Source organism: Ureibacillus chungkukjangi (genome assembly GCF_044795995.1).
In the GTDB taxonomy this organism is placed as follows: domain Bacteria; phylum Bacillota; class Bacilli; order Bacillales_A; family Planococcaceae; genus Ureibacillus; species Ureibacillus chungkukjangi.
Map to the genome: position 1 here is coordinate 2,770,190 of NZ_CP085009.1, position 12,718 is coordinate 2,782,907.

General features: G+C 37.2%; 9 protein-coding genes. 3 read left to right on the forward strand and 6 right to left on the reverse strand.

Going from position 1 to position 12,718, the window contains the following annotated elements:
- Positions 1-20 precede the first annotated feature (20 nt).
- Positions 21-671, forward strand: coding sequence for an acetoin utilization AcuB family protein (locus LG296_RS13665; RefSeq protein ID WP_107935553.1), 651 nt, complete (start codon positions 21-23; stop codon positions 669-671).
- Positions 668-1,825 (forward strand): acetoin utilization protein AcuC, encoded by a 1,158-nt coding sequence (locus LG296_RS13670; RefSeq protein ID WP_107935516.1) that lies wholly within the window; start codon positions 668-670, stop codon positions 1,823-1,825. Before LG296_RS13665 ends, LG296_RS13670 begins: the two co-directional genes overlap by 4 nt.
- 39 nt (positions 1,826-1,864) lie before the next feature.
- Here LG296_RS13670 and ccpA read toward each other — a convergent pair whose 3' ends face one another.
- Both ccpA and LG296_RS13680 read right to left on the reverse strand, forming a co-directional pair.
- On the reverse strand, positions 1,865-2,866 hold the full coding sequence (gene ccpA / locus LG296_RS13675) for a catabolite control protein A (protein WP_107935515.1): 1,002 nt from the start codon (positions 2,864-2,866) through the stop codon (positions 1,865-1,867).
- Between the two features lie 180 nt (positions 2,867-3,046).
- Complete coding sequence (locus LG296_RS13680) at positions 3,047-4,132, reverse strand: bifunctional 3-deoxy-7-phosphoheptulonate synthase/chorismate mutase (protein WP_107935514.1); 1,086 nt, start codon at positions 4,130-4,132, stop codon at positions 3,047-3,049.
- 173 nt (positions 4,133-4,305) lie between these two features.
- Between LG296_RS13680 and LG296_RS13685 the strand changes: the two genes are divergently transcribed.
- A complete protein-coding gene (locus LG296_RS13685; RefSeq protein WP_107935513.1) occupies positions 4,306-6,459 on the forward strand; it encodes a cell division protein FtsA in 2,154 nt (717 codons plus the stop codon).
- A gap of 179 nt (positions 6,460-6,638) precedes the next feature.
- On the opposite strand, the gene LG296_RS13690 is transcribed toward LG296_RS13685, so the two are convergent.
- The 4 genes from LG296_RS13690 to LG296_RS13705 form a co-directional block, all read right to left on the reverse strand.
- The gene (locus LG296_RS13690) at positions 6,639-7,097 is read right to left on the reverse strand and encodes a YtxH domain-containing protein (protein WP_107935512.1); all 459 of its coding nucleotides are present in this window, start codon (positions 7,095-7,097) and stop codon (positions 6,639-6,641) included.
- A gap of 20 nt (positions 7,098-7,117) precedes the next feature.
- Positions 7,118-7,600: a DUF948 domain-containing protein gene (locus LG296_RS13695; RefSeq protein ID WP_107935511.1), complete on the reverse strand. Its 483-nt coding sequence runs from the start codon at positions 7,598-7,600 to the stop codon at positions 7,118-7,120.
- A gap of 90 nt (positions 7,601-7,690) precedes the next feature.
- Positions 7,691-9,007: a UDP-N-acetylmuramate--L-alanine ligase gene (murC, locus tag LG296_RS13700; protein WP_107935510.1), complete on the reverse strand. Its 1,317-nt coding sequence runs from the start codon at positions 9,005-9,007 to the stop codon at positions 7,691-7,693.
- Between the two features lie 279 nt (positions 9,008-9,286).
- Positions 9,287-12,586 (reverse strand): DNA translocase FtsK, encoded by a 3,300-nt coding sequence (locus LG296_RS13705; RefSeq protein WP_404427075.1) that lies wholly within the window; start codon positions 12,584-12,586, stop codon positions 9,287-9,289.
- Positions 12,587-12,718 lie beyond the last annotated feature (132 nt).

Below are 12,718 nucleotides of genomic sequence, written 5' to 3' on the forward strand. Positions count from 1 at the left end.
AAGAGGTGGAAAACAACATGATGATAATTGAAGAAATTATGAATAAAGATGTCCATTCCTTAGCACCTACTAATACTGTTAAGGATGCTATCGTGCTCATGAGAGAGAAGAAAATTCGACATATACCCATTGTGGAGCAAACAGGAAAAGTAGTAGGCATTATTACTGCCCATGATTTAAAAAATATTTTACCGTCAACAATTAAGAGCGATTTAAATTTAACAACCTACGAAACACCACTTGAAAATATAATGGTGAAAAATCCATTAATCGGGCATCCGCTTGATTTTATAGAAGAGGTTGCCCTTACTCTCTATGACTCTAAAATCAGTAGTCTTCCGATAGTAACTGGAGGTAGATTAGTTGGGATTGTCACAACGACAGATTTACTTTATACATATATAGAGTTAACGGGGGCAAACAAGCCTTCCTCTAAAATTGATATAAGAGTAACTGATAAGCCAGGTATTCTTTCTGATATCACAGAGGTTTTTAAAATGCACCACGCTAATGTGTTAAGCGTACTGGTCTATCCAAGTACAAAAGATGAAGAAAGCAAGATTGTTAGTGTACGAGTACAAATCATAAATCCCTTATCCATCATTGAAGATTTGCGAAAACAAGGTTTTGATGTTTTATGGCCTAATTTACCTGGAGTTGATCTTTCATGAAAAATGCCGTTTTTATTTATTCACCAGAACAACTCGGATACAAGTTTTCAGATTCTCACCCATTTAACCATAAGCGATTACTTTTAACGATGGATTTACTAAAAAATATTAATGCCCTTAACGATGAGGATATTATTCCTGCTAGAGTTGCGACAGATGAAGAAATTGCATTAGGTCATGATGAGAAATATATCGAAATTGTGAAAAAAGCTGGCCATGGCTTATTAACACCAGAGCAAGGCGAAAATTACGGAATCGGAACAGAGGATACACCAATCTTTAGCAATATGCATGAAGCTAGCGCTTTACTAGTTGGAAGTACACTACAGGCAGTAGATTATGTGATGCAGGGTAAAAGTCGTCATGCACTGAATTTAGGTGGGGGTCTACATCATGGCTTCCAAGGTCGCGCTTCTGGATTTTGCATCTATAATGACAGTACAGTTGCCATTCGTTATATGCAAAAAAAATACAATGCCAGGGTTTTGTATATAGATACAGATGCACATCATGGCGATGGTGTTCAATGGGCTTTTTATGATGATCCTAATGTGTGTACACTTTCCATTCACGAAACTGGACGTTATCTGTTTCCCGGCACAGGGAATGTAACTGAACGCGGAAATGGACAAGGCTATGGAACATCCTTTAACTTCCCCATTGACGCTTTCACTGAGGATGAAAGCTATTTGGAAATCTATGAACAAGCAGTACGCGAGGTTTTTGAATACTTCAAGCCAGATGTTGTTATCACACAAAATGGGGCCGATGCTCATTACTTTGACCCACTTACTCATCTCTATGGAACAATGAAAATCTATCAAGAGATTCCGAGATTAGCCCATAAACTAGCACATGAATATTGCGGGGGAAAATGGATTGCTGTAGGTGGCGGCGGTTATGATATATGGCGGGTTGTACCACGAGCCTGGTCTTATATTTGGACTGAAATGAACGATTTACCTTTACCGACAGGACCACTTCCAAAAGCCTGGTTAGAAAAATGGCAGCCTGATTCCCCTGTGCCCTTGATTCCAACCTGGGAGGATCCTAGCCCTTTATATGATCCTATCCCACGTAAGCTAGAAATCGAGGAAAAAAATGCACAAATGCTTACAAAAGCTCTTCATATGATTCGAGCAGAAAAAAGATAGACAAAAGGCAGCTTCGTATTAGAAACGAGCTGCCTATTCTTATGATTTTACCGAGTTACGCTTTTCAATACGATACGGAATAACTACAGTTTGGTCTTCAATATTTTCTTTATTCATTAGTTTAGTAAGTAAACGCATTGCAACTGCTCCAATATCGTACAAAGGCAATACTACACTTGTTAGCTGTGGTCTTACCATTCGAGCAAGCTTGGAGTCCTCAAAGCTTATTACTTCAATCTCCTCAGGAACGTTCTTGCCGTTATCCTGTGCACCATGAATAAGTCCAATGGCTAATTCATCACTTCCAGCAAAAAATGCGGTAGGTGGCTGTTCAAGGTCGCTTAAAACGCCCCATGCTTCTAGACCACTATCATAAGTACCATCATCAGCTATTATCAGCTGTTCATCTATTTCAATATTTGCATCTGTTAATGCCTTCTTATAAGCCTCTAGCTTGAATTTAGAGTTAATAGTGTATGCAAGGGGGCCAGAAACAAAAGCTATTCTTTTATGACCGTTCCCTATTAACATTTGAACAGCTTGATAAGACGCCTGGAAATAATCAATATTCACGGAAGGAAACTGATTCGTTTCATCCACTGAGCCTGCAAGTACAATTGGTACAGGAGAGTGCTCCATTGACTGATGAAGCTTTGGTGTTACTGCATCACTCATCATTACGATACCATCTACTTGTTTTCCTAACATTGTATCTAGTAAATTCAATTCTTTGTCTTCGTTTTGGTCTGAGTTCGCTAAAATAATATTATAGCGATACATCGTAGCAATATCTTCTATTCCACGAGCTGCTTCTGCATAAATATTATTTGAAATATCTGGAATAATAACCCCTACTGTTGTAGTTTTTTTACTAGCTAATCCACGCGCTACAGCATTAGGTCGATATTCTAAGCGTTCAATAACTTCTAGCACTTTTTTTCTTGTAGCTGGTTTTACATTTTGGTTTCCGTTAACTACACGTGACACCGTCGCCATTGAAACATTTGCTTCACGTGCAACATCATAAATCGTTACAGTCAAAGGATAAGCCTCCTTTTAAGTCAAATTATTATTTTAATCATACGACAATTTCCATTTCTATTTCAATATAAACCGTATAATCTTCACAAACATTCAACATTTTCCTTTTTTCAACTTTATACAAAATTAAAAAGAAAGTCCAAAAGTATTTAAAAATACTTTTGAACTTTCTAGATTTATTTATGCTTTTAGCTCATATTGCTTCAGGAACTTTTGAATTTCGTTATAGAATGCATCGAATTCAGGAATATCCATTTGCTGCTGAGAATCTGAAAGTGCTACTGAAGGATCAGGATGTACTTCTGCCATCACTCCGTCAGCACCAATCGCGATTGCCGCCTTTGCACATGGTAATAGTAAATCACGTCTTCCAGTTGAATGTGTTACATCAACAAATACAGGTAAATGTGTTTCTTGTTTCAAGATTGGAACAGCTGAAATGTCTAAAGTATTACGAGTTGCTTTTTCATAAGTACGGATACCGCGCTCACAAAGCATGATGTTTTGATTTCCTTGAGACATTATATACTCTGCCGCATGAATGAATTCATCGATAGTTGCTGCTAAACCACGCTTTAAAAGAACAGGTTTATCTGTTGAACCTACAGCTTTTAATAGCTCGAAGTTTTGCATATTACGAGCACCGATTTGAATGACATCAATATAATCTAATGCTTCTTCAATGTGAGCTGGTGTTACGATTTCTGTAACAACTGCAAGCCCATACTCTTTTGAAATTTGTTTTAAGATTTTTAGACCCTCTAAGCCAAGGCCTTGGAAATCATATGGCGATGTACGTGGTTTGTATGCTCCCCCACGAATTAACTTCAATCCTTTTGCTTGAATTGAAGCTGCAACAGCTGCAACCTGTTCGTAGGATTCTACTGAACATGGACCGAATACGAATGTTGGACCACCTGCACCTACTGTTTCGCCATTTATTTCAACTACTGTATCATCTGTTTTTTTCTTACGTGATACTAGCAGCTCTTTTTTCTTATCTGCTTCTAGTTGTTTTAACGCTGTTTTAAAAATTTGTTTAAATATATAATCAACCGTCATTTGATTTAACGGACCTTTATTATGCTCTTTTAATAGGTTTAACATATGTCGTTCACGAAGAGGATCATATCGGTTAACACCTTGTTTCCCTTTGATTTTACCGATTTCATCCACAATCTCTGCTCGTTCATTAATTAAACGTAGAATTTCTATGTTTAATTCGTCAATTTGACTACGTAATGCTTCTAAGTTTTGCTCACTCATTTCTATTCTCCTCTCCTTGTCTTATCTACTCTTTAAGAACATCAAAATGTATGGTACATTTTAAGTTAATAATCATATTATAGTCAACAAATTTCAAATTGTCACGCTTTTTTCTTTAGCGATTCAACTCGCTAAAGTATATTAATCTATATCTAGAAAGGAAGCGGTTCCACTTGAGTTCAAAATTATTCGCCCTAGATATTGGCACCCGCTCAGTAGTCGGCATTATTTTAGAAGAGCAGAACGAACACTTTCATGTAATCGACATACTCATGAAAGAACATAAAGAGCGAGCTATGGTAGATGGACAAATACATAATGTGTTATATGTTGCAGATTTAATAAAAGAAATCAAAGGTGAACTCGAAGAAAAACACGGACCATTAAAAAAAGTAAGTGTTGCCGCTGCTGGACGAGCCTTAAAAACAGAACAAGCAAGCGTAACTGTTAATATAAAAAATCGTCCTATCTTTACCGAAGAAGATATTAGTCGGCTAGAGCTTCAGGCTGTTCAGCTTGCACAGGCAAAGCTACTCTCCTCCAAAGAGGACGAAAAATTAAATCACTATTATTGTGTTGGCTATTCCATCCTGTTTTATAGACTCGATGGTGAAGAAATCGGTAGTTTAGTAGATCAACAAGGAGACGAGGCAACAATTGAAGTTATCGCAACCTTTTTACCTCGCGTAGTTGTGGAATCCTTACTTGCTGCCTTAAAACGAGCTGACTTAGAAATGGAAGCTTTAACCCTAGAGCCGATAGCAGCCATTAATGTACTAATTCCACCATCTATGAGACGTTTGAATGTAGCGCTAGTGGATATTGGAGCAGGTACCTCTGATATTGCCATTACTGACAAAGGAACAATTGTTGCGTATGGCATGGTACCAACTGCTGGTGATGAAATAACTGAAGCCTTAAGTGATCATTATCTTCTAGATTTCCCTGTTGCTGAAATTACAAAAAGACAATTAACTTCCGAAGACGAAGTTGTTATCCAAGATATTCTCGGCTTTGAGCAATCTTATTCAAAAGATGAAGTGGTTCAAGCGATTCAGCCTTCGATTGAAGCACTAGCACAGGCTATAGGCAGTGAATTATTAAGATTAAATAATCAAGCTCCACCTAAAGCTGTGATGCTTGTTGGAGGTGGAAGTTTAACCCCTAATCTGCCAGTAGAACTAAGTAAGGCTTTAAATTTACCTGTAAATCGGGTTGCTGTTCGAGGAATTGATGCCATCCAAAATTTAACAAAGGAAGCATCTATACCTGCAACTCCAGAGCTAGTAACACCAATTGGCATTGCAATTGCTGCAAAGAAATCACCTATTCAGTATATGTCGGTAACTGTAAATGAACAGGTAGTAAGACTATTTGAACTAAAAGAAATGACTGTTGGCGATGCCTTTTTATCGGCTAATATTCGAGCAAAACAGCTTTATGGTAAACCAGGTCATGGCATTGCGATAACAGTAAATAACCAGGATATTTTTATACCAGGAGGGCATGGACATCCAGCAACGATTCTCGTAAATGGTGAGCCTGCTACTACCAAAACAGCTATAAAAAATAATGATGTTATTAGTTTAGTGGAAGGACAAAACGGTCATGATGCCAAAGCTACCGTTCGTGAGCTTGTGGACGATGCTTTGATTAAAAATGTAACTGTTCAAGGAGATTCTTTTAGAATCGAGCCGATTGTAAAAATAAACAATAAAGTTTGCTCACTTGAGCAAGAATTACAGGATCGAGACTCCCTTCAGGTAGAAACGATTGAAACGATAGCAGATCTATTTAAACATATTAAACAAGCAAATGCTTTACAAAAATTGCATTCATTCTTTTTAAATATCGATGGAAAACCTGTATTGTTCCCTGACTTCTCTTCAAGCCTATTATTGAATGATAAACCTTGTAAAATTACTTATCCATTTAAGAATGGTGACGCAATAGTGATAGCAGAGGCTGTACCACCGACCGTTGAGATGATAGCAAATAAGCTGGGGCTGGCTCTGGAGGAAAAGATTGTCGTCTCCTTCCAGCAGGAAACCCTGGAATTAAAAAAGGTGGCAAGAGAAGTGATGGTAAGTGGAGAGTCAGTCATGGCTTCATCAACAGTTGCAAACGGTGCTTCCCTTTCAATCATCGAGAAAGACACGAAGTCTTGGATTTATCAGGATATATTCCGATATTCAAATTGGCAATTACCAGTGAACTTTAAAGGGCAATTTACAATTTTACGAAATGGCGAGCCTTCTTCTTTCGATGCAGAGATTTTTGGCGGCGATCAGCTGGAGATTATTTTAACCGAACAAACGATACAATAGTAAAGCCTAAATGTGTCTTTCATTATTCAAATGAAAGGCACTTTTTTATACTGGAGCTCGAACGTTTGGAGGAGTATTTTACTTCTATAGGAGTAGAGTGCGCTATCAAAATTCGTTACCATTCCAAAAATAAAAACCCGGTAAAGAAAAACATAAAGTTTTTCCTCACCGGGCTTTTATTAAATTGAAGATGGTTTAGATTCTTCAGACATGTCGACACCCTCGTAAGTTTCGTTCTCTAATGGTTCTTCGCCTTCATATGAAACAGTGCCGTCATCGAATACTGTTGGAACCTTTGAGGCCTTATATTTCACTTTATCCACTAGCTGTGTTGACTGTTCTTTTAATTGGTTCGAAATTTGTACTGTTTTTTCTTTTGCTGTTGAAGATAATGTAGCACTTTTATCTTTTAATACTTCTGCCTGACTTACCACATCATTACGTAAGTCTCTGCCTGTTTTCGGTGCGAGTAATAAACCTGCAGCTGCTCCAACAATTCCACCCACTAATGCTCCAATAACAAAATCCTTCATGTTCACCGACTCCTCCTCGTAAATTGCGTCATTTCCTGTATAAACTTGAGGTAAATTTGGTAATTCATTTTTTACTTCGTTATAGTTTGGTTTTTCCCCTGACATTACTACCATCCCCTTTTGTTTTATCTGCGCTTGAATTTAGAAGATTTCTTGATGATATCTTCAGTAGCCTCATCTACGTCTGTCTGATCAATTGTTTTTCGCTGCTTCCATTTGTCAGCGATTTCCATAGCCACATTACCCCATTGAACTACCTGAGCTATTTTTTCTTCATTTTTACTTACTTCAGTTGTAATTGATGAAGTTATTTGGTTGATCGACGTATTTAAGCCATTTACCGAAACACCAATATTTTTTACTGCGTCTACTACACTGTTTAGCTTCTCTGATTTGTCTGCAATGTCTTCTGCAAGAGTATTAGTTTTCGCTAAAAGAGAGGTTGTCTCACGTGTAATCCCTTCCATTTGTCCTTCGATACCAGCAATTGTACCTGCAATGCTGTTCAAAGTATTTTTCAAGCCGAACAGGGTCATCCCAACACTAATACATAAAACTAAAAAACCGATTGCTGCAAGTAATGCTGCGATGTATAAAATGATTTCCATAAAAAAACCTCCTACGTCTACTACTTCCTATTATTCGACAAATCTATAGTGAATCCTTCTGTTTAGAAAAAACAGCCTAAACATAGGCGTTTAAGCTGTTTCTTCGTTACTTTTCAATACATTCTCAAATGCACTTTGATACTTATTAACATCTCCTGCACCCATAAATAAGAAAACAGCATCGGTATGTTCTTTCAAATGTACAATGTTATCAGTTTGAAGGACTCTACTATTTGTTATTAAGGCCTGTAAATCTTCAATCGAAAGAGCTCCTTGCTTTTCACGAGCTGAACCGAAGATATCACATAAATAAACTGCATCTGCCTGAGATAAGCTGTCAGCAAAATCTTTTAAAAATGCTGCAGTACGGCTGAATGTATGCGGTTGGAAGACAGCTATAACTTGTCGATCAGGATACTTCTGACGTGCTGATTGTATTGTTGCTCTTATTTCTGTTGGATGATGTGCGTAATCATCTACAAGAATACTATTCCCAATTTTCGTCTCCGTAAAACGTCTTTTTACACCACCATAGGTACGTAAGCGTTCTTGAATCAATTGAGCCGGAATTCCTTCATAATGACATAGCGAAATAACCGCAAGTGCATTTAGTATTGTATGGTCGCCATATAGAGGAATGAAGAACTTATCGTAATACTCATTACGTACATAAACCTCAAAAGTTGTACCCTCTGTTGATTTCTCAATATTTCTAGCTTCAAAATCATTATGAGAACCAAAACCATAATAAACTACAGGTACATTTGCTTGGATTTTTTGCAGATGCTCATCATCGCCACATGCAATAATCGCTTTGTTTACTTGTAATGCTAACTCCTGGAATGCTGAATATACATCATCAATTCCGGAGAAATAATCTGGATGGTCAAAATCAATATTTAGCATTACTGCATAGTCTGGGTGATAAGCTAAAAAGTGACGTCGATATTCACAAGCTTCCATAACAAAGAAGCTCGCATCTTCTTTACCAGAACCAGTTCCATCACCAATTAAAAAAGAAGTTGGCATAAAGCCTGCAATTACGTGACTCATTAGACCCGTAGTTGATGTCTTACCATGTGCACCAGTAATAGCGATGGATGTATAACGATTAATATAGTCCCCTAAAAACTTATGGTAACGAATCACTTCTACACCTAATTCTTTCGCACGTACGATTTCTGGGTGCTCATCAGGAAAAGCATTTCCTGCAATAACAGTCATGCCCTCTTTAATATTGTCAGCACTAAATGGCAATATCGTCATATCTCGCTCTCTAAGCGGTTTTTCTGTAAAATAGTACGTCTCGTAATCAGAGCCCTGAACCAGTTCTCCTGAATCAAATAAAATTTGAGCCAATGAACTCATGCCTGAACCTTTAATTCCTGTAAAATGATAAAATGTCATATTAAAACCTCCCGGGATACATAGCTCCCAATGAATGAACGTTTGTAATTTAAGTTAGTTTGTGCCAATTTAACAAAACTTACCCCATTATAGCACTATTTTTAATAAAGAATATTGTAAAAATATCTTTATTTATCTACCTATTCACTCATTTATTCGTATTTTTATATTTAGTCTAGAAAATTTAGCGAGTGCACATGTTTTCATAGCATTAAACACACTCGCTTATTGGAATTATTTTACTTTATCTTGCAAAAAAATGAGAGGGACTCCCCCTCATTACTCAAACATTGTTGTTAGATCAGAGTCTGTAATATATACCTCTCTCGGCTTACTTCCTCTTGGCTCTGAAACAAAGCCCTGACTTTCTAATATATCAATTAAACGTGCTGCACGATTATAACCGATATGGTATTTTCTTTGAATCGAAGAAGTGGAAGCAGAACCCTGTTCATGAACAAATCGGCAAACCTCTTCGAATAACTCATCCTGTTCTTCAATCATTTCTGTTTTTTTCAATAATTCATCTTGTTGGAAGAAATAATCTGGTTCTCCCTGTGCTCTTACATGCTCGATAATTTCTTCAATTTCATCATCTGTTACAAATGTACCCTGCAGACGAATTGGATCACTCATTCCATTACCTAAGTAGAGCATATCCCCTCTTCCGAGTAATCTTTCTGCACCTTGACTATCAATAATCGTACGTGAATCAATCTGTGAAGAAACTGCAAATGCAATACGAGTCGGGATATTGGATTTAATGAGACCAGTAATAACATCAACAGATGGTCGTTGAGTAGCTACAATTAAGTGAATACCACAAGCTCTAGCTTTTTGGGCAATTCGACAAATTGCTTCCTCGACGTCAGCTGGTGACATCATCATTAAATCTGCCAGCTCATCGATAACGATTAGAATATAAGGTAATTTGTGTCCAAACTCACCTTTTGACTCGGCTAATTTGTTATATCTTGGCAAGTCTCGAACACCTACATGAGCAAATAATTGATAGCGTCTTTCCATTTCCTCTACTGCCCATTTTAATGCTGCTGTTGCTGCCTTCACATCACTAATAACAGGACTAACTAAATGTGGAATATTATTAAATGGTGCAAGTTCAACCATTTTCGGGTCGATTAGCATTAGCTTTAATTCATTTGGATCAGCTTTATACAATAAGCTAATTAATATTGAGTTAATACATACTGATTTCCCCGAGCCTGTTGCCCCTGCAATTAAACCATGTGGCATTTTTCGCAAATCAATTGTGACAGGCTTACCAGTTAAATCTAGACCTAAAGCAGCTTCCAGAGGTGACTCAGAGTCTTTAAAGGAATCACTGCATGTAACTTCAGATAATTGCACAGCTCTTGAAATACGATTTGGTATTTCAATACCGATTGTACTTTTACCTGGAATCGGTGCTTGAATACGGATATCCTTTGCTGCTAAAGCAAGCTTTAAATCATCAGACAGATTTCGAATCTTACTTACTTTAGTTCCATGACCTACTGTTATCTCAAATTGTGTAACGGCTGGCCCCTGTGTAATGGCCTCCACCTGTGCTGTTACTTGGAAATAGGATAACGACTCAACTAAAATATCTGCCTGTGATTCTAACCACTCACGATCTTCTGTTTTTTCTTCTGGTGGAGATAAATAATCCAAAGAAGGCTTCACATAAATCTTCGGTGGCGCTTTCACCTCTTTACTAGTTACAGCAGTTTCTTTAGGCGTTTCCTTATTCTCTTCTTGTAAGGACACAGTTTCAGGAGATTGAATCACAAGAGTTTCTTCTTGAACCATTTCTTCCTGCATGACAATTGGTCCATGATCTTGCTTTTCTACAATAAGCTCTGGCAACGGAGCTAAATCCTCAGAACTCACATGCTGCTCTTGCTTTTCATGTGGTTCTTCAGTCGTAGTTGTCTGCCTATACATTTTGTTATTATCATCATTATGTTGAAGCATTTGTTTTTGTGCTAATTTGGCCGCATATTTTTCTTTGTCAGATTTCAGCATTAACACATTAAAAGGTATTTTACTGCCTTTAGATTGCAGTTCCTCCAGCTTTTGTTCTTGGTTTTCACCAGTTAGATTTTCAACTTCGTATTCAATTGGCTCGGTTACTCCGTTAACAACCTCAAATTCTTCAGGATGTGTCATAAGGGCGTCTTCTTGCCCACCTTGTAATTCAGTGTCTTCCTCAATCTCACTATCACTCAAGGCAATAGAAACTAACCTCTGTACCTGTGCACTTTGGACTGGATATTGGATCGTTTCTTTCTTATAGTCTACCTCTAAAGGTGACATATTCTTTGGTTCTTCATATAGCACCATCGAATTATCAACTTTTTCAGCTTGTACTGTATCAGAAATCTCACTGTAGATTTCAGTCTCTAAATCATACTGGGCCGATTCTGTTTCTTCATAAGAGTGTTCTGTTTCAAAATATTCTTCACGTTGCTGCTCCAGCAAATCATGTTCAGCAGATTTTTGTGCTTCAGCTTGTTCCATCTCATAAACTTGAACTGGCACTTTTCCAATTTCAAGAGGCTCTTCTTCATATACTGTCACAGCAGCTTCATTGTACATTTGTGCTTGCTGGTCAGCTTGCACTGGCTGGACACTTGCTGTATTTCTCTCTTTTGAAAAGCTTACCTCGTCAACAGCCTCAGCTAAAATCGGAAACTCTTCTACTTTTTCATATAATTCTTCTTTTGGGACGTTTGGTTTTTCTTCGACTTCATCCTCTATTTCAATGAAGCTAGTAAATGGAACTTGTGTAGGCGCTGTGTAGCTTACCTCTTGCTCTAAATTTAAACTCTGTTCATTTCTTTTCGAGTCCTCTGAAAGCACAGCTGCTACTCTCTGTTCATACTGTACATCATCTTTGGTATCTAAAATTACTTTACTCTCAATAAGATCATTCTCTTGTTCAATTGACTTTGACTCTGTCTTTTCCTGTTTCTTTGAAAGCAACTCGTCTATTTTACTAGGTTTTTTAAAGCCATAAACAGGCGAAGGGACCTGTGTTGGGACAAATCTATGTTTTGGAACGAGCGGATCTTCTTGTTCAACCGGATTTTTCTGTACAGGAGCTGTATTTCTATAATCCTTTTTAATAGAATCAGATGGTTTTACCTTTTCAATACGCCTTAATTTGGTAGATTCCTGACGATTGATAACGTTCGAATGCCCTTTAATCCGTTGGCGTTTTTCTAGTAAATCTCTTATCCCTGAAACTTCAACGTCGTACACTTTAGAAATCGCATTAGGTTGGTAAAAATACTTCATTTCTCTTTTCGACTCTTCAAATTTACTTGTAATTCGATTGTGAGAATCGTTATTAGCTGACCGAGATGACTCAATAGGTGATTCCATGTCTCCATCAGCGATGATCGGAAATTTAAAGCTCTTTTTCTTATTTTGATTTTCATCGTTCAATTGATTTTGATCTTCAGCATTTTTATTTGTAGTGGTTATTTCATCTTCGTATACTTCTTCATAAAATTCTTCGTCATCTATATCACTATCAAATAGTTTATTAATTTGTTTTTTAAACCAATTCATCATTTATCACTCTTTTCTATCAGCATAGCTATTTTATTATAAAGTAATTATATGTAAGTAGGCACTATTATTTAACTAATGATTCCAATTTCATAAGGAATTTCGTGCCATTTTACATTTGGTTTAACCAAATTA

Bases quoted from the DNA above. Each gene is read 5' to 3' on its own strand.
- murC (WP_107935510.1), bottom strand. From the start codon at position 9,007: ATGACATTTTATCATTTTACAGGAATTAAAGGTTCAGGCATGAGTTCA.
- LG296_RS13690 (WP_107935512.1), bottom strand. From the start codon at position 7,097: ATGTCAGGGGAAAAACCAAACTATAACGAAGTAAAAAATGAATTACCA.
- LG296_RS13695 (WP_107935511.1), bottom strand. From the start codon at position 7,600: ATGGAAATCATTTTATACATCGCAGCATTACTTGCAGCAATCGGTTTT.
- LG296_RS13680 (WP_107935514.1), bottom strand. From the start codon at position 4,132: ATGAGTGAGCAAAACTTAGAAGCATTACGTAGTCAAATTGACGAATTA.
- LG296_RS13705 (WP_404427075.1), bottom strand. From the start codon at position 12,586: ATGATGAATTGGTTTAAAAAACAAATTAATAAACTATTTGATAGTGAT.
- LG296_RS13670 (WP_107935516.1), top strand. From the start codon at position 668: ATGAAAAATGCCGTTTTTATTTATTCACCAGAACAACTCGGATACAAG.
- LG296_RS13665 (WP_107935553.1), top strand. From the start codon at position 21: ATGATAATTGAAGAAATTATGAATAAAGATGTCCATTCCTTAGCACCT.